Below are 23,540 nucleotides of genomic sequence, written 5' to 3'. Positions count from 1 at the left end.
GACGCACGTCACCGCCTCGTGAAGCGAGTTTGCCGAAAATTTCAAGTGTTCGTAATGAAGGAAGGGCGCGTCACCCTGAGCGACGCGCCCTTCCGAAAGACCGACGAAAGTCGTCAGTCCTTCATCAGCTCGTGGGCCTTCTTCTCGAGGTCCTCGAGGCCGCCGCACATGAAGAACGCCTGCTCGGGGAAGTGGTCGTACTCACCCTCGGAGATCTTCTTGAACGACTCGATGGTCTCCTTGAGCGGCACCGTCGAGCCCGCGACGCCGGTGAACTGCTCGGCGGCGTAGGTGTTCTGCGACAGGAACCGCTCGATGCGCCGGGCCCGGTTGACCGTGACCTTGTCCTCTTCGGACAGCTCGTCCATGCCGAGGATGGCGATGATGTCCTGCAGGTCCTTGTACTTCTGCAGGATCCGCTGCACCTCGCGGGCGACCGTGTAGTGCTCGACGCCGACGAACTCCGGCGCGAGGATGCGCGAGGAGGACGCCAGCGGGTCGACGGCCGGGTAGATGCCCTTGTCCGAGATCGACCGCTCGAGGTTGGTCGTCGCGTCCAGGTGGGCGAACGTGGTGGCCGGCGCCGGGTCGGTGTAGTCGTCGGCGGGCACGTAGATCGCCTGGAGCGAGGTGATGGCCTTGCCCCGGACGGAGGTGATGCGCTCCTGCAGGAGGCCCATCTCGTCGGCCAGGGTGGGCTGGTAACCCACGGCGCTCGGCATGCGGCCGAGCAGCGTCGACACCTCGGAACCGGCCTGGGTGAACCGGAAGATGTTGTCGATGAAGAGCAGCACCTCCTGGTTCTGGACGTCACGGAAGTACTCCGCCATGGTCAGCGCCGAGAGGGCGACCCGCAGGCGGGTGCCCGGCGGCTCGTCCATCTGGCCGAAGACCAGCGCGGTCTTGTCCAGAACGCCACCCTCGTCCATCTCCAGGATGAGGTCGTTGCCCTCGCGGGTGCGCTCACCCACGCCGGCGAACACCGACGTACCGCCGAAGTTGCGGGCGACACGGGTGATCATCTCCTGGATGAGCACCGTCTTGCCCACGCCGGCGCCGCCGAACAGGCCGATCTTGCCACCGCGCACGTACGGCGCGAGCAGGTCGAGCACCTTGATGCCGGTCTCCAGCATCTCGGTCTTCGGCTCGAGCTCGGCGAACTTCGGGGCCGGGCGGTGGATCTCCCAGCGGTCCTTGATCTCCAGCGTCGACTCGTCGGCGTTGAGGACCTGGCCGAGGGCGTTGAACACGTGGCCCTTGGTCACGTCGCCGACCGGCACCGAGATGCCGGCGCCGGTGTCGCGCACCTCGGTGCCCCGGATGAGGCCGTCGGTGGGCTGCATGGAGATGGCGCGCACCATGTTGTCGCCGAGGTGCTGCGCGACCTCGAGCGTCAGCGTCTTGGTGCCCTCGGAGAGGGTCACGTCGACGTGGAGCGCGTTGTAGATGTCGGGCATGCCGTCGCGCGGGAATTCGGCGTCGACGACCGGGCCGATGACCCGGACCACGCGGCCGACCGCGGTCTTGGTGTCTGTGGGTGCAGTCATCACACGTCTCTTCCCGCCGCCGCCAGCGCGTTGGCGCCGCCGACGATCTCGCTGATTTCCTGGGTGATTGCCGCCTGCCGCGCGGAGTTCATCTCGCGGGTGTACCGCTTGAGCAGGTCGTCGGCGTTGTCGGAGGCGCTCTTCATGGCGCGCCGGCGGGCGGCCGACTCACTGGCCGCCGACTCCAGCAACGCCGCGAAGATCCGCGTGTTGATGTACTTCGGCAGCAGGGCCTCGAGCAGCTGCTCCGCGTCCGGCTCGAACTCGTACGCCGGCAGCGGGCCGCTGACCTCGGTCTCCTCGACCTCCATGGGCGCGACGATGCGCGCCACCGGGGTCTGGGTCATCAGCGAGCGGAACTCCGTGTGGACCATGAACAGCTCGTCGATGCCGAGGACGCCGTCGGGGCCGGGGCCGTCGACCGAGTCGTCGGCCCCGTTGACGAACGCCTGGATCAGCGTCTCGCCGATGTCGGCCGCGTTCTCGTACCGCGGCTGCTCGGAGAAGCCCGTCCAGCTGCCCGCGATCTCACGGCCGCGGAACCGGTAGTACGCGACGCCCTTGCGGCCGGCGACGTACAGCGCGACCTGCTTGCCGTCCTGGCGCAGCCGGGTGATCAGCTGCTCGGCGGTGCGCAGGGCGTTGGCGTTGTACCCGCCGCAGAGGCCACGGTCGCTGGTCACGATCAGCACGCCGGAGCGGCGCACCTGGGCCCGCGGCACCAGCAGCGGGTGATCGACGTTGGTGTTGCTCGCCAGCGCCGTCAGCACGTCCGTGATCGCCTGGGCATAGGGCAGGGAGGCGGCGACCCGCTCCTGCGCCTTGCCGATGCGGCTGGTGGCGACCAGCTCCTGCGCCTTCGTGATCTTCTTGGTCGACTTGACCGTACGGATCCGACGGCGCAGTGCCTGTACCTGACCGGCCATGCGTCAGCCCGACTTCCGGACCTGGCGGGTCACGGTCTCGCGCTTCTGCTCCCCCTCGAGGGCCTTGGCCGGCGCGTCGTTCACCGTGACCTCGTCGCCCTTGCCCGAGAAGACCTGCTTGAAGTTGTCGATGGCCTTGGTCAGGCCCTCGATCGTCGACTGCTCGAGCTTCTTGCTCGAAGCGATCGCGTCCAGCAGCTCCTTGTGGCTGGAGTGCAGGTGCTGCAGGAACTCGGTCTCGAAGCGGCGGATGTCGCCGACGGCGATCGAGTCCAGCTGGCCGGTGGTGCCGGCCCACACGGAGACGATCTCCTCCTCGACCGAGAACGGCGAGTACTGCGGCTGCTTGAGCAGCTCGACCAGGCGGGCACCCTTGTCCAGCTGGGCGCGGGAGGCCTTGTCCAGGTCCGAGGCGAACGCGGAGAACGCCTCGAGCTCGCGGTACTGCGCCAGGTCCAGCCGCAGCCGGCCGGCGACGTCCTTCATGCCCTTGACCTGGGCCGAGCCACCCACCCGGGAGACCGACGTGCCGACGTTGATGGCCGGCCGCACACCCTGGTTGAACAGGTCGGACTCGAGGAAGACCTGGCCGTCGGTGATCGAGATGACGTTGGTCGGGATGTAGGCCGAGATGTCGTTGGCCTTGGTCTCGATGATCGGCAGACCGGTCATCGAGCCGCCGCCGAGCTCCTCGGACAGCTTCGCGCAGCGCTCGAGCAGCCGCGAGTGCAAGTAGAAGACGTCGCCCGGGTACGCCTCGCGGCCCGGCGGGCGGCGCAGGAGCAGCGACACGGCGCGGTACGCCTCGGCCTGCTTGGTGAGGTCGTCGAACACGATCAGGACGTGCTTGCCGCCGTACATCCAGTGCTGCCCGATGGACGAGCCGGTGTAGGGGGCGAGGTACTTGAAGCCGGCCGGGTCGTCCGCCGGGGAGGCCACGATGGTGGTGTACTCCATCGCGCCCTGCTCTTCGAGGGTGCCCTTGATCGCGGCGATGGTGGTCGCCTTCTGACCGATGGCGACGTAGATGCAGCGCACCTGCCGCTTCGGGTCGCCCGACTTCCAGTTGTCGCGCTGGTTGATGATCGTGTCGAGCGCGACCGTGGTCTTGCCGGTCTTGCGGTCGCCGATGATCAGCTGGCGCTGGCCGCGGCCGATGGCGGTCATGGCGTCGATCGCCTTGATGCCGGTCTGCAGCGGCTCCTTGACGGGCTGGCGGGCCATGACGTTCGGGGCCTGCAGCTCGAGCTCGCGGAAGCCCTCGTTCGGGATCTCGCCGCGGTCGTCGATGGGCTGGCCCAGCGGGTTGACCACGCGGCCCAGGAAGGCGTCGCCGACCGGGACCGAGAGCACCCGGCCGGTCCGCTTGACCTGCTGGCCCTCCTCGATGCCCTCGAACTTGCCGAGGACGACGACGCCGATCTCGCGGACGTCGAGGTTGAGCGAGACGCCGAGCGTGCCGTCCTCGAACTCGAGCAGTTCGTTGGCCATCGTCGAGGGAAGGCCCTCGACCTGGGCGATACCGTCGCCGGCGTACGAAACGACGCCGACCTCCTCGCGGGAGACCTTTGCGTCGACGGACGAGACGTAGCGCTCGAGTGCGCCCCGAATGTCGTCCGAGGAGATGGTCAGCTCGGCCATCCTCAACCTTCTATCTGGAGTATCAAGCTTCGGGGTAATTACTTCGAGAGCGCCGTCTTCGCCTCGGCGAGACGCCGGGCGACCGTGCCGTCGTACAGGTCGGAACCGACCTTGACCCGCACGCCTCCGATGATGCGCGGGTCGACGTCCACCTTGATGGATACGTTCCGACCGTACAGCTCGGCCAGACGGCCGGCGAGCCGCTGCTCCTCGGCGTCGGTCAGCGCGACGGCGGTGGTGACGTAGGCCACCGACCGGTCCCGCTTCGCGGCGGCCAGCTCGACCAGGCGGGTCAGCGAGCTGTCGTAGCCGCGGCCGCCGAAGCCGGCGACCGCCAGCCGCGCCAGGCTCAGCGTGGCCGGCTTGGACTTGCCCTCGAGCAGGCTCGCGACCAGCTCCGTGCGGGCCGCGGCCGGGGCGGTCGAGTCGCCCAGCGCACCCGCGAGGCGGACGTCGCCAGAGACGATCTGGCTGAAGCGGAAGAGCTCGTCCTCCACGTCGGCCAGGTCCCCGCCGCGGTCGGCCGCGGAGAGCAGGGCCTCGACGCCGAGCTGCTCGACGCCGTCGAGCAGCGCGCCCGGCCCGGACCAGCGCCCGGCGACCAGCGCGGCGAGCAGCTCGACGGTCTGGCCGCCGACCTTGCCCGACAGCAGCGAGGTGATCAGCTCGGACCGGTCCGCGCCCTGGCGGGCGGGGTCGGCCAGCGCCCGGCGCAGCCGCGGCTCGCGCCGCAGCAGGTCCGCGACCGCGAGGATCTCGTCGGCGACCGTCGAGATCGCGGCGACGTCAGCGCTCGCCGAGAACTCGGCGAGCTTGTCGGCCGCGGCCCCGTAGGCCTCCTTGTTGATGTTTTCCATCAACGCCGCCCGGCGGCACCGGCCGCCGCGTCGCCGTCGCCGATCTCCTCGAGGAACCGCTCGACCGTGCCACGGCGGCGGGCCTCCTCCTCGAGGGACTCACCGACGATGCGACCGGCCAGGTCGACCGCGAGCGAGCCGATCTCGGCGCGCAGCTGGCGGACGATGGTCTGCCGCTCGGTCTGCAGGGCCTCGCGGCCCGCCGCGATGATGCGGTCGCTCTCCTCGCGGGCCTTGGCGAGGATGTCCTCGCGGATGCCCGTCGCGTCGGCGCGCGCCTCGTCCCGGATGCGGGCCGCCTCGGTGCGGGCCTCGGCGAGCTGCTCCTTGTACTGCTGGAGCAGCTGGTTCGCCTCGGCCTGCGCCTCCTCGGCGCGCTTGATGCCGCCCTCGATCGCGTCGACCCGGGCGCGGAAGGTCTCCTCCATGCGCGGGAAGACGAACTTCATGAGCACGAAGCAGAGGATGCCGAAGGCGATCAGGCCGACGACGATCTCCTGCCAGATCGGGATGATCGGGTTGTGCTCGCCTTCTGCTGCGTAAATCAGCATGGGAAACCTCCCGGCTAGATCGAAGGGGGAGGTTACTTGCCGAACACGAAGCCGAAGGCGATACCCAGCAGGGCCAGCGCCTCGACCACGGCGAAGCCGAGGAACATGTAGGTACGGGTCAGGCCGGCCGACTCGGGCTGACGCGCGGTCGACTGGATGTACGACGCGAAGACGATGCCGACGCCGATGCCAGGGCCGATCGCGGCGAGGCCGTAACCGACCGCGGCCATCGAACCGGTGATCTCTGCCAGAGCAGCCATGTGTGAATCCTCCTGGGATCTCGCGTGACTTCTTTCACGCGGGACAACTGAAAAAGGTGGAGCAACAACGCTTTCGAAGACCGAAGCGGGGGTTGAAACGAAGTATCGGGACGGCTCAGTGCTCGTCGGCCAGGGTGCCGGCGAGGTAGTTCGCCGTCAGCAGCGTGAACACGTAGGCCTGCAGGGCGGCGATCAGCAGCTCGAAGAACGTGAGCAGGATCGTCATCACCCAGGAGACCACCGAGATCGGCTTGAGGAACAGGCTGTCCGCGTTGAGCAGTGCGAAGCCGCCGAGCGTGAACACCAGCAGCAGCATGTGGCCGGCGAACATGTTGGCGAAGAGTCGCAGCGCCAGCGTGAGCGGCTGCAGGATGAACGTCTGCAGGGCCTCGATGGGCAGCAGCAGGGGCTGCATGAACCACGGGGCGGGCAGGACGGTCGCGTGCTTGAGATAGCCGACGAACCCGTGCTTCTTGAAGCCCTGGTACAGGTACAGGAAGTAGGTGCACAGCGCCAGCATCAGCGGGAAGGCGATGTGGGCCATCGGCGAGACCTGGATGAACGGCACGATCGAGAAGACGTTGCCGACCAGGATGAACAGGAACAGGCTGGCCAGGTAGGGCGCGAACTTGAGGCCGTGGTGGCCGATGACGTCCTTGGCCACGCCCTCGCGCACGAACCCGTAGATGCTCTCGGCGAGCCACTGGCCCTTCGTCGGCACGATCTTCGGGCTGCGGTAGGCGATCAGGAAGAAGACGATCACGATCGCGGCCGCCAGCCAGAGGAACAGGCTGAACTTGGTAAGCCACTCCGGACCGCCGAACAGCGCGGGCGGGTAGATGTCGTCCACGCTGGGCGGGAAGGGCACCTCCGCCAGAACCTGACCGCTCACCACGTTCCTCTCGATGTATATGTCTGCACCTGGGGCCTCAAGCGCCCAGCTTCTTGACCACGAGGTAGATGCCGAGGGCGGCGCCCATCACGCATCCCGCTCCGGTTGCGTATCCGTCCCAGCCGAGCCAACGATCGACGAGCCAGCCGACGAATCCCCATACGGCGATGCCCGAGATGAGGTATCCGACGGCGGCCCAACCCGTGTTGGCGCCTTCCGAACCGGACTGCTTGGGTGTCTGGTTACTCGCCATGACGCGAGGACCATATCAGCCTGCCGGGAGCACCCGTGCATCGACCCCCGCGTGCTTCTCGCGCGGGGGTTCGCTCATCGGGCCGGGGCCATCAACCGGCGGACGTCAACGCTACTACTCATAGCCGTCGCGGAGGGTCATCTACACGACTGACGCGTGAGTGAATGTTGCGCACGGTCACCCCCTGAGGGTTAGCTGAGAGCTCAGCATAACCTTCCGTGGCTGGGTGGTGACCTTGCGCAACGCCGTCATCGCATTCCTGCTCATCCTCGCGGCCGTCGTGGTGACGAAGACCGGCCGCGACCAGACACCCCGTCCCGTGGGCGGGATCACGGGGACGCTGTGCTCCATATCACCACAGCGTGTGACGCTGCGTGATGGAAACCTGATCGCCGGCGCGCAGTACCACTGCGACTCACCCGGCCCGGATCGCCTGGCGCTGACGGTCCGGCTGCAGCGCAGTACCGATGCGGGATGGAAAACGGTCGCTGAGCAGTCCTTTGCCGCGACCAAGGGCGAGACATTGCGCTCCGTGCCCGCGGACCGGCGGACCCGTCAGGTCACCGCGGCCTGCCAGCCGGGCACATATCGAACAGCGGCGGAATGGTCGGTGAACGGCGGCCGAACCGGCGCGGCGCTCGGGGCCGAGCGCCGCAATCCCTGCCGCTGACTACTGGATCTCGACGTAGGGGATCTTGGCCCGCCACACCCAGACCGCGTGCGCGGTCATCCAGGCGATGACGGCCACGATCACCGCGACGCCCATCCAGGGCAGCCCGGCCCACTCCGTGTTCAGGGCCGCCCACATGGCCAGGCCGATGAACGTGAACTTGATGACGTAGGTCGCCATCGCCACCGGCAGCAGCAGGTGCCGGGCCTTCAGGTCGGTCCAGGCGATGACCAGGCTGGAGACCACGTAGCTCACGGTGACCAGCGCGACCCCGGCCGCGTCGCCGGCCACGCCCGTCCAGCCGTCCCGCCACAGCGCGATCGGCACGGTCACGACCAGCACGATCGCCATCGCGAGGAACTGGGCGGGGAGGTGGTTCAGCCGCTTCATCATCGAGACGAAGGATACGCGGGGAACGCCGCGGTGAGCTCCCGCACCTGGTCGCCCACCGCCTTGCCGCGCACCGCGGCCGAGATGAGCGCCGCGATCTCCAGCATCTCCGGCTCCTGCATGCCCTGCGTGGTGACCGACGCGGTGCCGACCCGGATGCCGGAGGCGGTCATCGGCTTCTCCGGGTCGTAGGGGATGGCATTCTTGTTCAGCGTGATGCCGCTGGCGTCGCAGCGCTCCTCCGCGTCGCGGCCGGTGATCTGCAGCCCGCGCAGGTCGATGAGGGCCAGGTGGGTGTCGGTGCCGCCGGAGACGGGGCGCATGCCCTCCCCCTCCAGCGCCGCGGCGAGCGCCCGCGCGTTGGCCACCACCTGGCGGGCGTAGTCGGCGTACGCGGGCTGGGCCGCCTCCCTGAGCGCGACCGCCTTGGCCGCGACCGCGTGCATGAGCGGGCCGCCCTGGGTGAACGGGAACACCGCCTTGTCGATGCGCTGGGCCAGCCGCTCCCGGCACAGGATCATGCCGCCGCGGGGGCCGCGCAGCACCTTGTGCGTGGTCGCGCACACGACGTCGGCGAAGGGCACCGGCGACGGGATCGCCCCGCCCGCGACCAGGCCGATGAAGTGGGCCGCGTCGACCATGAGGTACGCCCCGACCTCGTCGGCGATCTCGCGGAAGCGGGCGAAGTCGATCAGGCGGGGGTACGCGGTGGCGCCGCAGATGATCAGCTTCGGCCGGTGGGCCAGCGCGAGGTCGCGGACCTCGTCGTAGTCGATGAGCTCGTCCTCCTTGCGCACCGGGTAGCCCACCGTCTCGAACCACTTGCCGGAGAAGTTGACCTTGCTGCCGTGGGTCAGGTGCCCGCCGTGCGGCAGCTCCATGGCAAGCACCGTGTCGCCGGGCATCAGCAGCGCGGCGTACGCGGCCAGGTTGGCGCCCGCCCCGCTGTGCGGCTGGAGGTTGGCGTGCTCGGCGCCGAAGAGGGCCTTGGCGCGCTCGATGCCCAGGGCCTCGGCCCGGTCGACCTCCGCGCAGCCGCCGTAGTAGCGCCGGCCCGGGTAGCCCTCGGCGTACTTGTTGGTGAGCGTCGAGCCGAGCACCGCGAGCACGGCCGGCGAGGTGAGGTTCTCGCTTGCGATCAGCTGGAGCCCGCCGCGCAGGCGTGCGAGCTCGTCGAGGACGACGTCGGCGATCTCGGGGTCGGTGCCCCGCAGCGCGTCGAAGTCGGGCCCCCAGTACGTGTCGCCCATGAAATGAGTCTAGGGGCCGATTGCGCAGGGTAAGCATGAAGTCATGCGATGTCTGGTGACCGGCGCGACCGGATACGTCGGCGGCCGCCTGGTGCCGCGCCTGCTGGCGGCCGGGCACGAGGTGCGCTGCCTGACCCGGGACGCCCGGCGGCTGCGCGACGTGCCCTGGGCGGCGCGGGTCGACGTCGCGGAGGGTGACGTCGCGCAGGACGAGGGCCTGGCCGCCGCGATGGAGGGCGTGGAGGTGGCCTACTACCTCGTGCACGCCCTCGGCCAGGAGGCCTTCGAGGACCTCGACCGGCTCAGCGCGCTCAACTTCGCGATCGCGTGCGAGCGGGCCGGGGTGGAGCGGATCGTGTACCTCGGCGGCCCGCTCCCGCCCGGACGGGCCTCCGCGCACCTGCGCTCCCGCGCGGAGGTCGGCGACATCTTCCTGCGCTGTGCGGTGCCGGCGACGGTGTTCCGGGCCGCCGTCATCATCGGCTCGGGGTCGGCGTCGTTCGAGATGCTGCGGTACCTCACCGAGCGCCTGCCCGCCATGGTCACGCCGAAGTGGGTCCGCAACCGCATCCAGCCGATCGCGATCCGCGACGTCCTGCGCTACCTCGTCGCCGCCGCCACGGTCTTCCCGCCGCCGGTCAACCGGGCCTTCGACATCGGCGGGCCGGACGTGCTCACCTACGCCGAGCTGATGCAGCGGTACGCCCGGATCGCCCGCCTACCCCGCCGGCTCCTGGTCCCGGTGCGCGCCCTGTCGCCGCGGCTGTCCTCGTACTGGGTCGGCCTGGTCACCCCGGTGCCGAACCGGATCGCCCGGCCGCTCGTGGACAGCCTGATCCACGAGGCGGTCTGCACCGAGCACGACATCGGGCAGTACGTTCCCGACCCGCACGACGGCCTCACCGGCTTCGACGCCGCCGTCGCGCTCGCGCTGCGGCGCATCCGCGACGCCGGCGTGGAGACCCGCTGGTCGGGCGCGACGGCGCACGGCGCCCCGAGCGACCCGCTCCCGAGCGACCCGGCCTGGTCCGGCGGCAGCGCCTACCGCGACGAGCGGGCGCACTACACCGACGCCACCCCGGAGCAGCTCTGGCGGGTCATCGAGTCGATCGGCGGGGAGCGCGGCTGGCACTCCTCCCGCCTGGCCTGGGCCCTGCGCGGCGGCGTCGACCGGCTCTTCGGCGGGGCCGGGCAGCGCAAGGGGCGGCGGGACCAGCACCGGCTGTACGCCGGGGAGGCCGTCGACTTCTGGCGGGTCGAGGAGATCGTCCCGGGCGAGCTGCTGCGGCTGCGGGCGGAGATGAAGCTGCCCGGGCGCGCGTGGCTGGAGCTGCGGGCCGCCGTCGACGAGGACGACCGCACCGTCTACGAGCAGGTCCTCGTGTTCGTCCCGCGCGGGCTGGCCGGGCACGCCTACTGGCGCTCGGTCGCCCCGCTGCACGGGCTGGTGTTCGGCCGGATGGCCCGCAACATCGCCCGCGCGGCCGTCAGCGAGCCGCGAACAGCGCCCGCGCGAGCGGCAGCGTCGTAGCGTGGATCTCGTCGGCGACCCGGCTGAAGTACGCGTCCGCGCGGCCCCACGGGTCGTCCAGCTCGTCCGAGGCCAGCGCCGCCGCCCCCGCCCGGGCGCGGTCGGCCGCCTCGACCAGGGCCACCCCGCGCTCGTACACGTCGGTCAGCCCCTCCGGCAGCCGCACGTCGCGGATCAGCCGCCCGAACTCGCCGAAGACGAACGTGCGCGCGGCCGCGTCCGGGCGCAGCGCGGCCACGAACTCGACCTGCTCGACCGTCGCGGTGAGCACCAGGTCGGACCCGTCGACGTGCTCGCCCAGCAGCCTGCGGGCCTTGAACCCGTCGACCGTCCCGCCCCGGGCCAGCACCTGCCTGGCCGCCTGCGCGTCCATCGGCTCGCCCGCGTGCCAGCCGCCGGTCCCGGCGCCGTGCACGTACAGCTCGTCCGCCTCGCCCCCGAGCGCCAGCGCGTCCGCCACGAGCAGCCGCTCGGCCATCGGCGACCGGCAGATGTTGCCCATGCAGACGCACAGGACGCTGAACGGCGCCATCAGCCCTCGATGGCGATGAGGTCGGGGACGACCTCGCGCAGCTTCTCCAGCGGGATCGCGCCCGCGCGCAGCACCCGGTGCTCGCCGCCGACGACGGAGATGATCGTGCTGGCCACCGGCTCGGGGCAGGGGCCGCCCTCGAGGTACACGCTGACCGAGTAGCCGAGCTGGTCGCGCGCCTCGGCGGCGGTCTCGGCCGGCGGCTGCCCGTGCTTGTTGGCCGAGGAGACGGCCATCGGGCCGGTCTCGCGCAGCACCTCGAGCGCGATGGGGTGCAGGGGCATGCGGACCGCGACGGTACCGTCGTTGCTGCCCAGGTCCCACTGCAGGCTCGGGGCGTGCTCGACCACGATGGTCAGCGCGCCCGGCCAGAACGCGTCGACCAGGTCGCGGGCGGCCTGGGGCAGGCCGAACACCAGCCCGTCGAGCGTGTGCCGGGACCCGACCAGCACCGGGACCGGCGTCGTGCGGCCCTTGGCGTTGTTGAGCGCGGTGACCGACCAGGTCTTGAACGCGTCCGCGCCGATGCCGTACACGGTGTCGGTCGGCATGACGACGAGGTCCCCGCGGCCGACGGCCTCGATCGCGGCGGCAATCCCGCGCTCGCGCTCGGCGAGCACGCTGCAGTCGTAGAGCATCACGAGACGCTAGTCTGCCACCCGTCCAATGACGGCGAACGGTGGCCGTCCGGTGCGCATAGCCGACACCTGAGACGGTTTCGGCATCGCGCGCCGGACCGGCAGGATGGACGCGCCCCGGACGACGCGCCGCGCGAAGCGATGTTGGGAGAAGACACTGGTGAAGATCTCGGTGGTCCGTGCGCCTGAGCTCGGCCCGGCGGAGCTCGGCCGATGGCGCGCCCTCCAGCAGGCCGAACCGGGCCTGAACAGCCCGTTCCTCTCCCCCGAGTTCACGCTGGCGGTGGCCCGGGTGCGGCCCGCCGCGCGGGTCGCGGTGCTGGAGGACGGCCAGGAGATCGTCGGCTTCTTCCCCTACGAGGTGCGCCGGCGGGTCATCGGCGTGCCGATCGGCTACGGCATCTCCGACTGCCAGGGGCTGGTGCACGCCCAGGGCCTGGACTGGGACCCGATCGCGCTGCTGCGCGCGTGCGGCCTGCCCGTCTGGGAGTTCGACCACCTGATGGGCGATCAGGCGCCGTTCGCCCCGTATCACACGGAAACCACCGGTTCGCCGATCATGGACCTGGCCGGCGGCTACGAGGACTACCTGGCCGACCGGATGAAGGCCGGCGACGTGGTCCGCCAGGCCAACCGCAAGCAGCGGGGCATGGTGCGCGACCTCGGCGAGGAGCGCTTCGAGTGGCAGGACGAGAGCCCGGCCGCGTTCGACGCGCTGCGGGAGTGGAAGTCGGCGCAGTACAAGCGGACCCAGCAGTACGACCGATTCAACACCCCGTGGATCCGCGACGTCATCGACGACCTGATGACCTCGGGCGCGCCGGGCTGCCGGGCCGTCGTCTCCACCGTCTACGCGGGCGACCGGCCGGTCGCGGCCCACCTCGGCCTGCGCAGCGAGTCGGTGCTCGCCTACTGGTTCCCCTCCTACGACACCGACCTGCACAAGTACTCGGCCGGCATCCTGCTCTGCCTGCGCATGGCCGAGGCCGGGGCCAAGGACGGCATCGGCCACATCGACCTGGGCAAGTCGCACGCGCAGTACAAGGACCGGCTGCGCAACAGCGAGCTGCCGGTGGCCGCGGGCCGGGTCGGCCGGTCCTGGTCGGTCACCTCGGCGCGCAAGGCGCAGGAGGCGCTGACCCGGTCCGTGAAGTCCGGCAAGGTCGGCGACGCCCTGCGCAGCGGCCGCACCGGCAAGGTGCTGCGCATGGTGAAGTCCCGGCTGGCCGGCCGATGATGCTGGAGGACAATGTGGAGTCCGTCGCGGTCGTCGTGGTGACGTACAACAGCGAGCGGCTGCTGCCGGACCTGCTGGCGTCGCTCGGGCCCGGGCTGGACGGCGTCGCGTGGCACCTGACGGTCGCCGACAATGCGAGCGCCGACGGTACCGTCGAAGCCCTCAAAACCCTCGCGCCCGAAGCGACCGTCGTGCAGATGAACCGCAACGCGGGCTACGCGGCGGGCATCAACGCGGCGGTGGCGGCGGCCCGTCCGCACACCGCCATCCTGGTGCTGAACCCGGACGTGCGGCTCGAGAAGGGCTGCATCGGCACGCTCCTGGAGACGCTGCGCACGCCCGGCACCGGGCTGGCCGTGCCGCGCCTGGAGAACGGCGACGGCACGCTCATCCCGACCCTGCGCCGCGAGCCGTCCGTCCCGCGCATCCTCGGCGACGCCGTCATGGGCGCCCGCCGGGCCGGCAAGATTCCGGTGCTCGGCGAGGTCGTCACCGACGAGCGGGAGTACGAGCGGGAGAACGTGGCCGACTGGGCCGAGGGCTCCACGCTGCTCATCAGCGCCGAGTGCTGGCAGCGGTGCGCGCCCTGGGACGAGTCGTACTTCCTCTACTCCGAGGAGACCGACTTCGCCCTGCGCGCCCGCGACGCCGGCTTCGCCACCCGCTACAACCCGGCGGCCCGGGCGGTGCACCTGGAGGGCGACTCGCGGGTCTCGCCGCGGCTGTGGGCGCTGCTCACGACGAACCGCGTCCGGCTGTACCGGCGGCGGCACTCGGCCGTGAGCGCGGGCGCCTACTGGTCCGTGCTGCTGGTGCGCGAGATGAGCCGCGCCGTGACGGGCAAGCCGCAGAGCCGCCTGGCCACCCGGGCCCTGCTCAGCCCCGCGCGGCTGCGGGAGACGCCGGGGCCCTGGACGGTACACCCGGCGGCCTCGAAACCGGCTCCGGGCGAACTGCCGCCGGCCCCGGTGGTCACCGAAGGCGCTTGACCGTCCCGGCCAGCGCGTTGCGGGTCCTCCGGGCCGGCGTGCGGCTGGCCGCGATCTGGGCCCGGAACGACTCGACGGTGTCGCCGTTGCGGATGCTGAACCGGGGCTGCAGCCAGCGGCCCCGGCGGGCGTAGCGGCGGTCGCTGGTGAACACCTCGGTGTAGCCGAGCCCGCGCAGCTCCGTGAGCGTCGAGCGGTCGTACTGGCCCAGCGGGCACGCGGCCCGGTCGACCGGCGCCCCGACCACCTCGGCGAGCCGCTCGCGGGCGTGCACGAACTCGTCCCGGCGGGCGGCGTCGCCCAGGCCGCGCCACGGGTGGTGGTGCATGCCGTGGGTGCCGATGCCCATGCCCTTGTCCCGCAGCTCGCGCACCGCGTCCGCGTCGAGGCTGCCGGCCGAGCGCAGCCGCCCGGCCAGCACGAAGAAGTCGGCGGTCAGCCCGCGCTCCAGCAGCGCGGGCAGGCCGATCGTGAGGTCCGAGGTGTTGCTGTCGTCGAAGCTGAGCCGCAGCGCCGGGAGGGCGCCCGCCGCCTCGGCCGCCACCAGGTCGTCCAGGACGCGCAGGAACGTGTCCTCGTCGACCCAGTAGACGTCCTCGCCCGGCTCGAGCTCCCGCTCCGGCTTGCCGATCCCGTGGAACAGGACGTTCAGGACTTCCTCAGCCATGCGCGGCCACGCTCCGGCGCAGCCGCTTGGCCAGCAGCCGGTTCCACACCGCGACGTACGCGCGGCTCTGGTGCTCCCAGGACAGCTCGTCGGCGAAGCGGGCCAGCCCGATCGCGCGCATCTTCTGCCGCCCGGCCGGGTCGTCGAGCAGCCCGTTGATGGCCGTCGCGTACTCGTGCGCGGTGCCGTGCTCGACGTACTCCGCCGCCTCCCCCGCGCTGCGCCGCGTCTCGATGAGGTCGGCCGCGACGACCGGGACCCCGCGCCCGAGGTACTCCACCGTCTTGGCCATCGTCGAGAGGTTGTTCATCCGCGTCGGCAGGTCGGGCTGGATGGCCACGGTCGCCCTGCGCAGCAGCGCGTCGATCGCCGGGCCCTCGAGCCAGCCGGTGAACTCGACCACACCGCCGAGCCCGCGGTCGGCCGCGAGCTTGGTCAGCGCGGGCAGGCTCTCGCCGTCGCCGGCGATGACCATCCGCCAGTCGTTGCGCGGGCGCAGCCGGGTCAGCTCGTCGGCGGCCAGGACCGCACCCTCCACGTTGTCCTGCGGGCCGAGCACGCCGAGGTAGACGATCGTGTGCTCGTCCTGCGCCTCCGCCGCCGAGGCCGGGTCGACCGGCTTGATCTCGGTGGCGCTCGGGCCGTTGCGCACCACGGTCACCTTCTCCGGCTTCACGCCGCGGGCGAGCGCGTTGCCGCGGTACGACTCGTTGGTGGCGAAGACCGCGGTCGCCGTGCGCAGCGTGAGCCACTCCATGGCGACGAGCGTCTTGTACACCGCGCCGACGGGCGCCCCCGAGCGGGTGGCGTAGATCTCGGGGCACAGGTCGTGGTGGTCGAACACCCACGGCCGGCCCATCGCGCGGAACACCAGGGCCAGCGGCCAGTAGATGTCCGGCGGGTTGCAGACCTGCACGGCGTGCGCCCGCCCGGCGAGGACCTCGCCCAGGAGCCGCCACGCGATGCACAGGAACGACCACACGAACTCGACCGCGAAGGTGACCACGCCGCTGCCGTACACCTTGACCGGATACGGCTTGAGGCGCGTGCCCCGGCTGCCCGGCAGGATCTTCAGCGCCGGGTCGCCCTTCGGGGCGATCACGGTCACGTCGAAACCATTCGCTTCGAGACTCAGACATTCGCGGATGACGCGACGGTCACGCTCCGCGGGCAGATTGGCCACGAGAATGGCGATCTGTGGCCGCGCGCTTGCCATGATTCGGATCGCCTCGTTCCGCCGTTGAGACATGAGAATACGGCTGTACGCTTTCGGACTCGTACGGCGAAGGCAATGGGCCGGTCAGGTGCCGAGGTGTCGCGTTTCTTACATCGCTCCCTCGCCATCGAATGTTTACCTCCGCCGGAAAGGCGCGGGCGGTACCATGCCCCATTTCCCGAATTCGAGGGTGGCCTGATGGACGAGAACGCGAAGCCGGTCCGGGTGATGGACAGCGCGGACGTCGACGAGCGGGCCGAGATCGGCGCCGGGACGACCGTGTGGCACCTGGCCCAGATCCGCGAGGAGGCCCGGCTCGGCCGCGACTGCATCATCGGCCGCGGCGCCTACGTGGGCCCCGGCGTGCGCCTGGGCGACAACGTGAAGCTGCAGAACTACGCCCTGGCCTACGAGCCGGCGGTGCTGGGCGACGGGGTCTTCCTCGGCCCGGCGGCGGTGCTGACCAACGACACCTACCCGCGCGCGGTCACACCCGAGGGCCGGCTCAAGACGGGCGAGGACTGGGAGGCGGTCGGCGTGGTCATCGGCGACGGCGCCGCCGTCGGGGCCCGTGCGGTGTGCGTGGCGCCGGTGACGATCGGGCGCTGGGCGCTCGTCGCGGCCGGGGCCGTGGTCGTGCACGACGTGCCCGACTTCGCGCTCGTGGCCGGGGTGCCCGCCCGCCGCATCGGCTGGGTCGGCCGGGCCGGGGTGCGCCTGGAGGCCAAGGACGACGGGCGCTTCGTGTGCCCGCAGACCGGGGTGGAGTACGTCGAGGCGGACGGACGGCTGGCCGAGGCTCAGGCCTGAGCGGGCTCCGGCGCCGGTTCGGGCGCGCCCTTCCCGCGGCGGCGCCGCTGGAGGATCTCGTCGATCCACAGCGGCACCGCGAGCGTGCCCAGCCCGCCCAGCAGCGCCGAGCCGATCAGGGCGCGCTGGGACGAGTAGGACAGCTCGGTCGTGCTCGCCGGCACCAGCGTCGCGACGATGAAGCGCAGGTCCTGCCGCACGTTCCAGCGGTCCTGCAGCTCGGTGAGCTTGTCGACGAACGCCTCGCGCAGGATGTCCAGCGCCCGCAGGCTGCCCTGCTCGCTGTCGGTGGTGTTGGTGACCGCCAGCGACGCGATGACGTAGCGCGGTTCCTGGTTGGTGCCGGTGTTGCGCGGTTCGAAGGAGTACTTGCCCGTCACCCCGGCCCGGCGGAACTCCTCCGCGTAGTCCGGAGTCTGCAGGCTCGTCGCGACGGCCGCGGCGGTGACCGCGATGGACGGGTTCAGCCCGGTCAGCGGGTTGGGCGAATCCTCCGAAATCGGGTACTTCACCACGAGAATCTCCGACGCCAGGTAGGTCGGGGCGACGTGGGCGGCCTGGTATCCGAGCGCTGCGGTCAGGAAGAAGCCCAGGACCACGAACGGCCACCGCCGGCCCAGCGCGCGGAGGATGTCGTTGAAGTACACGTCCCGGACACCTCCTGCGACTCACGAACGCTACCCAAGTGCGGCCAATGGTGACATGATGGCGACCCGGCGCGCCAAGGAGCACAGAACCCGACTCATCGTGGGGTGGCCGACGCGCCTACGGGCCGTATAGCGTGTGGGCGAGCGCGGGACGCCACCCCATGTCTTGACTTCGGGGCCACTGCGCCCATCACCACGCGTCCTGAAGGGACTTGGAGGGGCCATGGACCTCGGCGAGATCCTTCGGGTACTTCGCAAGCGCTGGCTGGTCGTCGTGCCGATGTTCGTGTTGGCACTGGGACTGGGCGTGACCGCGTTCTTCGTGGTGCCGAACAGTTACGAGTCGTACACGACGGTGAGCCTGCTGAGCTCGTCCATGAAGACGGAGATTGCCACCAAGGGCAACGACAACCCCTTCATGACGTTCGACTCTTCACTGATCGCGACCGCCGACTTCCTCGGCCGCAGCCTGCAGTCCACCGACGCGGTGGAGGAGCTCAAGCGCCAGGGCGTCACGGAGAAGTACACGGTCGCGCTGGCCGACGGCGCCCAGGGCCCGTTCCTGACCTTCACGGTCACCGGCTCCGACAAGGCCCACGTGCTGCGCTCCACGGCCACGCTGGCCAGGTTCGCCAACGAGCGGCTGACCTCGATCCAGCAGCAGAACGGCGTCAAGACGCAGGACATGATCCGGATGACCGAGATCGTCCCGCCGCAGACGCCGGAGGCGAAGGCCAAGAAGAAGATCGAGATCGTGCTGGCCGCGACCGGCGGCATGATCGCGCTGACGCTGCTGGTGACCTTCATCATGGAGAGCGTGAGCCGCAACAAGGCCCGCCGCCAGTCCGGGGAGCCGAAGTCGAGCACGGGCACCCTGACCGAGCCCGACCGCGTGGCCCGCCCGGCGCTGCCCGCCTCGGCCTCCGCCTCCGTGGCCACGCTGTCGCCGCCGTCCTCGCGCCCCGCCCCGATTCAGGTCGTGTGGTCGGAGGTGCCGCTCGACTCGACGGTCGTGCTGGACATGGACAAGGGCGGCAAGACCGAGCTGATCGAGCGGGTCGAGGAGACCGACCAGACGGTCGTGCTCAAGATGCCCGTCAAGCCCACCGGCGACAAGGGCTCGGCCAACGGGCGCCGGGGCTCCCGCTGAAGTGGTCGCTGTCGTCCCGCCGTCGAACCAACCGGGCTCGACGCCCATCGCGCGCGGCGCCGCCCAGCCGTCCGTCCTGCGCCGCCTCGGCTCGATCTACACGTCCCGGCGCGCGGCGCCCCGGCGCGGCCCGGCCGCCGCGCTCGCCATCTACCTGGTCCTGCTGCTGTGCCTGCCGGCCCGGATCGTGCTGCCCGGCCTGGGCGCCACCGGCACCATCGCCAACGTCTTCATCCTCGCCGCGCTGGTCTGGTACGGCGTCAGCTGGCTGATGCGGCGGATCACGCCGGCGAAGTACACCCGATTACCGCGCATCGCGATGTTCGTCTTCGCGGTGGCCGTGCTGCTGAGCTACATCGCCGCGGCCCGCCGGGACAGCTCGGCCCTGGAGTCCAGCGCGGGCGACCGGGGCCTGATCCAGCTGCTGGCCTGGTTCCCGCTCGTGCTGCTGGCCACCTCCCTGCGCGAGTACGCCGACCTCGACCGCCTGCTGCGCCTGTTCGTCCGCTGCGCGGCCCTGATCGGCCTCGTGGCGATCCTCGAGTTCCTGACCAAGACCAGCCTGACCGCGTGGATGGTGCTGCCCGGCCTCTCCGGCGGTGGCGGCGGCAGCGAGCTGGTCACCCGGGGCGACTTCGTGCGCCCGACGGCGACCGCGGCGCACTCCCTGGAACTGGCCACGGTCATGGCCATCGCCCTGCCCTTCGCCCTGCAGCAGGGGTTCAACCCGGTCAAGAAGGGCGTCATCCGCAACTGGCTGCCGGTCGCGATCATCGCGCTCTCGGCCGTGATGACGGTCTCGCGCACGTCGGTCATCGGCGTCGTCATCGTCTTCCTGACCCTGCTGCCGACCTGGCCCGCCAAGCGGCTGGGGCCGACGATGGCCGCGCTGACCGTCGGCATCGGCGGCGCCAGTGTCGCGCTGCCGGGCCTGCTGGGCACGCTGATCGGGCTCTTCTCGGCGTTCCTCAACGGCGGCGACAACAGCACGGACTCGCGCGAGGCGACGTCGGCGGTCGTCTCGCAGTACTTCGACGAGCGCCCGTGGACCGGCCGGGGCTACGGCACGTTCCTGCCCCTGATGTACCGATATACGGACAACGAGTACCTGTTGTCCCTGGTGGAGATGGGCATCGTGGGCGTGGCCGCCGTCGTGCTCGTCTACATCGTGTGCTTCCATTGCGGCGGCGCGGGCCGCCGGCGCTTCGCCGACCCGGCGAAGCGGGAGACGGGGCAGGGCTTCGTCGCCGTCGGACTCGTCATGCTCGTGGTCACCGCGACCTTCGACACGCTCAGCTTCCCGATGGTCGCCGGGCTGTCATTCCTGATGATGGGACTCTCCGGGGCATACCTCGGCATGGCCCGCCAGGACCAGATGCTGAGGGGAGAACCGTCGCTGTGACGGAGCTGAACCGGAAGGTCGCGGCGGCGACCCGCTGGAGCCTGATCAACACAGTCGTCCGCCGCGTCGGCACCTTCGCCAGCGGCGTGGTGCTCGCGCGGCTCTTCTTCGGCCCGACCGAGTGGGGCCTCTACGCCGTCGGCCTGCTGGTGCTGGCGATGCTGCTGTCGCTCAACGAGATGGGCGTGAGCCTCGCGCTCGTGCGCTGGGAAGGCGACATCAAGCGGTTCGCGCCGACGGTGCTGACCCTCTCGACCGCCTCCAGCACGGCCTTCTATGTCCTCCTGTACGTCACGGCGCCGACCGTCGCCCGCCTGCTCGGCTCGCCGGACGCCACGATGATGCTGCGCCTGCTGTGCCTGAGCGTCATCATCGACGGCATCGCCTGCGTGCCCCTGGCCAAGCTCAACCGCGACTTCGAGCAGTTCTGGCGCACGCTCGTCGACATCCTCAACTTCGTCGTGAACACGGCCGTGACGATCGTGCTCGCCGCGATGCACGTCGGCGCGCTCGCCTTCGCGTGGGGCTCGCTGGCCGGCAACATCGTCGCGCTGGTCGGCTTCTCGCTGGCCGCGCCGGGCATGCTGAAGTTCGGCTGGGACCGGCAGCTGGCCGGGAAGCTGTACCGCTTCGGCCTCCCCCTGGCCGCCGCCAGCCTGCTGACGCTGGGCATCGTGAACCTCGACTCGGTCGTCGTGGGCTCGATCCTCGGCCCGGCCGCCCTCGGCCTCTACGCGATGGCCTTCAACATGTCGAGCTGGCCGGTGCGGATGGTCTCGGAGACGGCGCGGCGCGTGTCGTTCGCCGGCTTCTCCCGCCTGGCCGACTCCCCCGACGCGTTCGCGGCCGGCTTCACCCGGGCCCTGTCCCTGGTCGTGGCCGCCTCGGTGCCGATGTGCGTGCTGCTCGGCGTGCTCGCCGACCCGGTCATCCGGTTCGTCTACGGCGACCAGTGGGGCGGCGCCGCGGTGGCGCTGCAGTGGCTGGTGGTGCTCGGCTTCGTCCGCGTGACCGTGGAGCTGGCCTACGACGGCATCGCCGCCCGCCGCCGCGAGACGCTGATGCTCATGCAGGGCTGGTGGCTCTTCGCGCTGATCCCGATCCTCATCTGGTTCGCCCACGTGTGGGGCATCGACGGCGTGGCCGCCGGCCAGGCGCTCGTCGCGGGCGTCCTGGTCGCCCCGGTGTTCCTGTTCGTCCTGCACCGGATGGGCATCCGCACCGGCGGCGTGCTGCGCGCCTGCCTCATGCCCGCCCTCGGCGGCATCGCCATGGGCCTGGCCGCGTGGGGCGTGCACCACGCGATCGGCAACGGCTTCCTCGGCCTCGCCCTCGCCGGCATCGCGGGCACCGCGGTCTACCTGCCGTTCGTCTGGCCCCTCGTGCGCAGCCTGCGCGCCAAGCCCCAGCAGCCCACGGAGCCGGCCCCGGCCTCCGACCCGCTGATCCTCACGGCCGCCGGGCCGGAGGTCAAGGTTCCCTAGGGGAGACCCCACAGTGATCCGTATGGTCAAACGACGGCTGCGGGCCCGGTTCGGGTGGATGCCGCTGGAGGAGATGCGCAACAAGGTGGTGCTGGGCCACACGGCCCTCGCCCTGCGCCGGTTCGAGGACGCCGAGGTGCGCCGGCTGGTGGCCACGCTGCCGGGCGGGCAGCGCCCCAAGGCCCGGGTGGCCACCGTGGTGCTGACCTACAAGCGCCCCGAGCGGCTGCTGCTGGCGGTCGGGTCGGTGCTCGCCCAGACCGTGCGCGACCAGGTCGTCATCGTGGTCGACGACGGCGGCGGGCTGCCCGAGCTGCCGGCCGACCCGCGCCTGCACGCGGTCAGCATCCGGCACAACATCAACGTCCCCGGCGTCGGGCGCAACATCGGCATCCGGCTCACCGACTCGCGGTTCGTCGCGTTCCTGGACGACGACAACACCTGGCAGCCCAACCACCTGCAGGTGGCGCTGGACCGGCTGGACGGCCCGGAGACCGGCGAACCCCGGCCGGACGCGGTCTACACCGCCATGCGCCGGCTGCTGCCCGACGGGAGCGTGCGGGACGTCCTGTCGGTGCCGTACGACCGCAAGCTCGCCTGGGAGCGCTGCTTCTTCGACCCGAACCCGTTCGTCGCCCGGCGCATCCCGGACCTGCACTACAGCCGGCTGCGGCGCAACAAGGCGGTCGCCCCCAAGGAGGACTGGGAGCTCATCTACCGCTTCGGCCGGCGCAACCGGGTCGAGCACATCCCGGAGCCGACCGTCGACTACGTGGTGAACCCCGACAGCTACTGGACCCCCTGGGAACTGACCTCCTGACAAAAGCCAAAAGCGCCCCCTGTGTACCGCACGCAGGGGGCGCTTCTCTCGCATGAGGCTCAGATGCCGCGGCGCTTCCAGGACTGCCACCACAGCCACTCGCGGCCCTTGTGCGCGACGGCCGACAGGACCAGCGGCTGCAGGTACGGCATCGCCTGCGGCCCGATCTGCCGCCGGATCTTCAGCCCGCGGTACTCCGGCAGCTCCTTGTAGTCCGGCCAGCAGTCGGCCGCGAACGCGAGCAGCTCGTCCATCGGCACGGTCGTGGTCCGGCCGCGGTCGTAGGCCCGCACCACCCGCCGCAGCGCGTAGCGGGCCAGCCGCCGGTGCACCATGGCGTCCAGCTCGGCCTTGTTCGGCAGCAGGTCGCCGCACTTGGTCAGGACCGCCTCGTAGGCCGCCTTGCGCTCGAGCAGGTCGTTGAGCTGCCCGGCGTAGTCCGTCAGCGACATGTTGTCGCCGTGCAGCCGGTAGAAGGCCTGGTCCGCCCGCACGTAGCCGACGTCGGCGTGGGCGGCCAGCCGCATCCACATCTCGATGTCGCCCGCGGCCGGCAGGTCGAGGTCGTAGCCGCCGACCTTGTGCTGCAGCGAGGTGCGGACCACCACCTCGGGCGAGGTGATGCAGCCGGTGCCCTCGCGGAAGCGCCGCTCCAGCCACCAGTGGCCGGGCCACACGGTGGTGCCGCGGTCCTCGGTGCGGGCCGGCGGGGGCGGCCCGGGGTGCTGGAAGTGCACCGGGTGCCCGTAGACGAAGCCGACGTTCGGGTTGGCGTCCAGCAGGGCCACGGCCCGGGTGAGCGCGCCCGGCGTCAGCATGTCGTCGGCCGAGAGCAGCACCGAGTAGTCGCCGTCGGCCCAGTCCATCAGGCCCTCGTTGTACGTCCGCGTGTGCCGCATGTTCTGCTCGTGCACCCGCACCTCGACCCGCGAGTCGGCCGCCGCGATGGCGCGCGCCTTGTCGGCCGAGTCGTCCGGGGAGCAGTCATCGATGATCAGCACCCGGATGTCGAGGCCCGGGTTGGTGTCCAGGACGCTGCTCACGCAGTCGGCGAGGTAATGGCCGTATTTGTAACACGGAATGACCACACTGACCGAACTCATCTGCCACCTTAATGCCGCGTGAATTGCCGTCTCTACACGAGAAATGGCCCGCACCCTCGCGGATGCGGGCCATTTCA

At 70.8% G+C, this 23,540-nt stretch carries 25 protein-coding genes; 9 read left to right on the top strand and 16 right to left on the bottom strand.

The genetic code is table 11. The annotated features are described in order from the left end of the window. Positions 1–113: 113 nt before the first annotated feature. The 8 genes from atpD to ACQPZ4_RS06635 all read right to left on the bottom strand — a co-directional run bounded on the left by atpD (position 114) and on the right by ACQPZ4_RS06635 (position 6,927). Positions 114–1,547, bottom strand: coding sequence for a F0F1 ATP synthase subunit beta (gene atpD, locus ACQPZ4_RS06670; RefSeq protein WP_433057200.1), 1,434 nt, complete (start codon positions 1,545–1,547; stop codon positions 114–116). Then, positions 1,547–2,473 carry a F0F1 ATP synthase subunit gamma gene (locus tag ACQPZ4_RS06665; protein ID WP_433057198.1) on the bottom strand — a complete coding sequence of 309 codons (927 nt, stop codon included), beginning with the start codon at positions 2,471–2,473 and terminating at the stop codon, positions 1,547–1,549. The genes atpD and ACQPZ4_RS06665 overlap by 1 nt, the downstream gene beginning before the upstream one ends. A gap of 3 nt (positions 2,474–2,476) precedes the next feature. Continuing rightward, positions 2,477–4,114, bottom strand: coding sequence for a F0F1 ATP synthase subunit alpha (gene atpA / locus ACQPZ4_RS06660; protein WP_433057196.1), 1,638 nt, complete (start codon positions 4,112–4,114; stop codon positions 2,477–2,479). 38 nt (positions 4,115–4,152) lie between these two features. Next, positions 4,153–4,974, bottom strand: coding sequence for a F0F1 ATP synthase subunit delta (locus tag ACQPZ4_RS06655; RefSeq protein WP_433057194.1), 822 nt, complete (start codon positions 4,972–4,974; stop codon positions 4,153–4,155). After that, on the bottom strand, positions 4,971–5,522 hold the full coding sequence (locus ACQPZ4_RS06650) for a F0F1 ATP synthase subunit B (protein ID WP_433057192.1): 552 nt from the start codon (positions 5,520–5,522) through the stop codon (positions 4,971–4,973). Before ACQPZ4_RS06650 ends, ACQPZ4_RS06655 begins: the two co-directional genes overlap by 4 nt. A 32-nt stretch (positions 5,523–5,554) precedes the next feature. Further along, positions 5,555–5,782, bottom strand: coding sequence for an ATP synthase F0 subunit C (gene atpE, locus ACQPZ4_RS06645; protein ID WP_433057190.1), 228 nt, complete (start codon positions 5,780–5,782; stop codon positions 5,555–5,557). A gap of 115 nt (positions 5,783–5,897) precedes the next feature. Beyond that, positions 5,898–6,695 carry a F0F1 ATP synthase subunit A gene (gene atpB, locus ACQPZ4_RS06640; RefSeq protein ID WP_433066307.1) on the bottom strand — a complete coding sequence of 266 codons (798 nt, stop codon included), beginning with the start codon at positions 6,693–6,695 and terminating at the stop codon, positions 5,898–5,900. Between the two features lie 16 nt (positions 6,696–6,711). Further along, positions 6,712–6,927 carry an AtpZ/AtpI family protein gene (locus tag ACQPZ4_RS06635; RefSeq protein ID WP_433057188.1) on the bottom strand — a complete coding sequence of 72 codons (216 nt, stop codon included), beginning with the start codon at positions 6,925–6,927 and terminating at the stop codon, positions 6,712–6,714. A 226-nt stretch (positions 6,928–7,153) separates the two neighbouring features. On the opposite strand from ACQPZ4_RS06635, the gene ACQPZ4_RS06630 reads away from it, so the two are divergent. Continuing rightward, positions 7,154–7,597 carry a hypothetical protein gene (locus tag ACQPZ4_RS06630; RefSeq protein WP_433057186.1) on the top strand — a complete coding sequence of 148 codons (444 nt, stop codon included), beginning with the start codon at positions 7,154–7,156 and terminating at the stop codon, positions 7,595–7,597. Here the strand turns inward: ACQPZ4_RS06630 and ACQPZ4_RS06625 are convergent, their stop codons facing one another. Both ACQPZ4_RS06625 and glyA read right to left on the bottom strand, forming a co-directional pair. Beyond that, positions 7,598–7,990, bottom strand: a complete 393-nt coding sequence (locus ACQPZ4_RS06625; RefSeq protein ID WP_433057184.1) for a hypothetical protein — start codon at positions 7,988–7,990, stop codon at positions 7,598–7,600. It lies immediately after the preceding gene. Next, positions 7,987–9,237 (bottom strand): serine hydroxymethyltransferase, encoded by a 1,251-nt coding sequence (gene glyA, locus ACQPZ4_RS06620; RefSeq protein WP_433057182.1) that lies wholly within the window; start codon positions 9,235–9,237, stop codon positions 7,987–7,989. Before glyA ends, ACQPZ4_RS06625 begins: the two co-directional genes overlap by 4 nt. 43 nt (positions 9,238–9,280) lie before the next feature. Between glyA and ACQPZ4_RS06615 the strand changes: the two genes are divergently transcribed. After that, entirely contained in the window at positions 9,281–10,768 is a 1,488-nt protein-coding gene (locus tag ACQPZ4_RS06615; protein ID WP_433057180.1) for an SDR family oxidoreductase, read from the top strand. Here the strand turns inward: ACQPZ4_RS06615 and ACQPZ4_RS06610 are convergent. Both ACQPZ4_RS06610 and ACQPZ4_RS06605 read right to left on the bottom strand, forming a co-directional pair. Continuing rightward, positions 10,725–11,300, bottom strand: a complete 576-nt coding sequence (locus ACQPZ4_RS06610) for a phosphotyrosine protein phosphatase (RefSeq protein ID WP_433057178.1) — start codon at positions 11,298–11,300, stop codon at positions 10,725–10,727. The genes ACQPZ4_RS06615 and ACQPZ4_RS06610 overlap by 44 nt on opposite strands. Continuing rightward, positions 11,300–11,938 (bottom strand): L-threonylcarbamoyladenylate synthase, encoded by a 639-nt coding sequence (locus ACQPZ4_RS06605; RefSeq protein WP_433057176.1) that lies wholly within the window; start codon positions 11,936–11,938, stop codon positions 11,300–11,302. The genes ACQPZ4_RS06610 and ACQPZ4_RS06605 overlap by 1 nt, the downstream gene beginning before the upstream one ends. Positions 11,939–12,098: 160 nt before the next feature. Between ACQPZ4_RS06605 and ACQPZ4_RS06600 the strand changes: the two genes are divergently transcribed. Both ACQPZ4_RS06600 and ACQPZ4_RS06595 read left to right on the top strand, forming a co-directional pair. Further along, entirely contained in the window at positions 12,099–13,175 is a 1,077-nt protein-coding gene (locus tag ACQPZ4_RS06600; RefSeq protein WP_433057174.1) for a GNAT family N-acetyltransferase, read from the top strand. Continuing rightward, positions 13,172–14,164 (top strand): glycosyltransferase, encoded by a 993-nt coding sequence (locus tag ACQPZ4_RS06595; protein ID WP_433057172.1) that lies wholly within the window; start codon positions 13,172–13,174, stop codon positions 14,162–14,164. The genes ACQPZ4_RS06600 and ACQPZ4_RS06595 overlap by 4 nt, the downstream gene beginning before the upstream one ends. On the opposite strand, the gene ACQPZ4_RS06590 is transcribed toward ACQPZ4_RS06595, so the two are convergent. After that, the gene (locus tag ACQPZ4_RS06590; protein WP_433057170.1) at positions 14,148–14,831 is read right to left on the bottom strand and encodes a polysaccharide deacetylase family protein; all 684 of its coding nucleotides are present in this window, start codon (positions 14,829–14,831) and stop codon (positions 14,148–14,150) included. The genes ACQPZ4_RS06595 and ACQPZ4_RS06590 overlap by 17 nt on opposite strands. Then, positions 14,824–15,939 carry a glycosyltransferase family 4 protein gene (locus ACQPZ4_RS06585; RefSeq protein ID WP_433057168.1) on the bottom strand — a complete coding sequence of 372 codons (1,116 nt, stop codon included), beginning with the start codon at positions 15,937–15,939 and terminating at the stop codon, positions 14,824–14,826. The genes ACQPZ4_RS06590 and ACQPZ4_RS06585 overlap by 8 nt, the downstream gene beginning before the upstream one ends. 306 nt (positions 15,940–16,245) lie before the next feature. Here ACQPZ4_RS06585 and ACQPZ4_RS06580 point away from each other — a divergent pair, with 306 nt between their 5' ends. Continuing rightward, on the top strand, positions 16,246–16,857 hold the full coding sequence (locus tag ACQPZ4_RS06580; protein ID WP_433057166.1) for an acyltransferase: 612 nt from the start codon (positions 16,246–16,248) through the stop codon (positions 16,855–16,857). Here ACQPZ4_RS06580 and ACQPZ4_RS06575 read toward each other — a convergent pair. Continuing rightward, positions 16,848–17,504, bottom strand: coding sequence for a hypothetical protein (locus ACQPZ4_RS06575; protein ID WP_433057164.1), 657 nt, complete (start codon positions 17,502–17,504; stop codon positions 16,848–16,850). The genes ACQPZ4_RS06580 and ACQPZ4_RS06575 overlap by 10 nt on opposite strands. 223 nt (positions 17,505–17,727) lie before the next feature. Between ACQPZ4_RS06575 and ACQPZ4_RS06570 the strand changes: the two genes are divergently transcribed. The 4 genes from ACQPZ4_RS06570 to ACQPZ4_RS06555 are packed head-to-tail and all read left to right on the top strand — an operon-like array spanning position 17,728 to position 22,360. Then, positions 17,728–18,654, top strand: coding sequence for a Wzz/FepE/Etk N-terminal domain-containing protein (locus ACQPZ4_RS06570; protein WP_433057162.1), 927 nt, complete (start codon positions 17,728–17,730; stop codon positions 18,652–18,654). A gap of 1 nt (position 18,655) precedes the next feature. Beyond that, positions 18,656–20,056 (top strand): O-antigen ligase family protein, encoded by a 1,401-nt coding sequence (locus ACQPZ4_RS06565; protein ID WP_433057160.1) that lies wholly within the window; start codon positions 18,656–18,658, stop codon positions 20,054–20,056. After that, entirely contained in the window at positions 20,053–21,540 is a 1,488-nt protein-coding gene (locus ACQPZ4_RS06560; protein WP_433057158.1) for a lipopolysaccharide biosynthesis protein, read from the top strand. The genes ACQPZ4_RS06565 and ACQPZ4_RS06560 overlap by 4 nt, the downstream gene beginning before the upstream one ends. A 22-nt stretch (positions 21,541–21,562) precedes the next feature. Beyond that, the gene (locus tag ACQPZ4_RS06555) at positions 21,563–22,360 is read left to right on the top strand and encodes a glycosyltransferase family 2 protein (RefSeq protein ID WP_433057156.1); all 798 of its coding nucleotides are present in this window, start codon (positions 21,563–21,565) and stop codon (positions 22,358–22,360) included. A 59-nt stretch (positions 22,361–22,419) separates the two neighbouring features. On the opposite strand, the gene ACQPZ4_RS06550 is transcribed toward ACQPZ4_RS06555, so the two are convergent. Then, positions 22,420–23,463: a glycosyltransferase family 2 protein gene (locus ACQPZ4_RS06550; RefSeq protein WP_433057154.1), complete on the bottom strand. Its 1,044-nt coding sequence runs from the start codon at positions 23,461–23,463 to the stop codon at positions 22,420–22,422. Positions 23,464–23,540: the final 77 nt, after the last annotated feature.

It is taken from the genome of Dactylosporangium sp. CS-033363, assembly GCF_050942475.1.
In the GTDB taxonomy this organism is placed as follows: domain Bacteria; phylum Actinomycetota; class Actinomycetes; order Mycobacteriales; family Micromonosporaceae; genus Dactylosporangium.
This window is presented reverse-complemented; position numbering and strand designations above follow the sequence as displayed.

Bases quoted from the DNA above. Each gene is read 5' to 3' on its own strand.
- atpD (WP_433057200.1), bottom strand. From the start codon at position 1,547: ATGACTGCACCCACAGACACCAAGACCGCGGTCGGCCGCGTGGTCCGG.
- ACQPZ4_RS06665 (WP_433057198.1), bottom strand. From the start codon at position 2,473: ATGGCCGGTCAGGTACAGGCACTGCGCCGTCGGATCCGTACGGTCAAG.
- atpA (WP_433057196.1), bottom strand. From the start codon at position 4,114: ATGGCCGAGCTGACCATCTCCTCGGACGACATTCGGGGCGCACTCGAG.
- ACQPZ4_RS06650 (WP_433057192.1), bottom strand. From the start codon at position 5,522: ATGCTGATTTACGCAGCAGAAGGCGAGCACAACCCGATCATCCCGATC.
- atpE (WP_433057190.1), bottom strand. From the start codon at position 5,782: ATGGCTGCTCTGGCAGAGATCACCGGTTCGATGGCCGCGGTCGGTTAC.
- ACQPZ4_RS06635 (WP_433057188.1), bottom strand. From the start codon at position 6,927: ATGGCGAGTAACCAGACACCCAAGCAGTCCGGTTCGGAAGGCGCCAAC.
- ACQPZ4_RS06625 (WP_433057184.1), bottom strand. From the start codon at position 7,990: ATGATGAAGCGGCTGAACCACCTCCCCGCCCAGTTCCTCGCGATGGCG.
- glyA (WP_433057182.1), bottom strand. From the start codon at position 9,237: ATGGGCGACACGTACTGGGGGCCCGACTTCGACGCGCTGCGGGGCACC.
- ACQPZ4_RS06615 (WP_433057180.1), top strand. From the start codon at position 9,281: ATGCGATGTCTGGTGACCGGCGCGACCGGATACGTCGGCGGCCGCCTG.
- ACQPZ4_RS06610 (WP_433057178.1), bottom strand. From the start codon at position 11,300: ATGGCGCCGTTCAGCGTCCTGTGCGTCTGCATGGGCAACATCTGCCGG.
- ACQPZ4_RS06605 (WP_433057176.1), bottom strand. From the start codon at position 11,938: ATGCTCTACGACTGCAGCGTGCTCGCCGAGCGCGAGCGCGGGATTGCC.
- ACQPZ4_RS06595 (WP_433057172.1), top strand. From the start codon at position 13,172: ATGATGCTGGAGGACAATGTGGAGTCCGTCGCGGTCGTCGTGGTGACG.
- ACQPZ4_RS06590 (WP_433057170.1), bottom strand. From the start codon at position 14,831: ATGGCTGAGGAAGTCCTGAACGTCCTGTTCCACGGGATCGGCAAGCCG.
- ACQPZ4_RS06580 (WP_433057166.1), top strand. From the start codon at position 16,246: ATGGACGAGAACGCGAAGCCGGTCCGGGTGATGGACAGCGCGGACGTC.
- ACQPZ4_RS06570 (WP_433057162.1), top strand. From the start codon at position 17,728: ATGGACCTCGGCGAGATCCTTCGGGTACTTCGCAAGCGCTGGCTGGTC.
- ACQPZ4_RS06555 (WP_433057156.1), top strand. From the start codon at position 21,563: ATGGTCAAACGACGGCTGCGGGCCCGGTTCGGGTGGATGCCGCTGGAG.
- ACQPZ4_RS06550 (WP_433057154.1), bottom strand. From the start codon at position 23,463: ATGAGTTCGGTCAGTGTGGTCATTCCGTGTTACAAATACGGCCATTAC.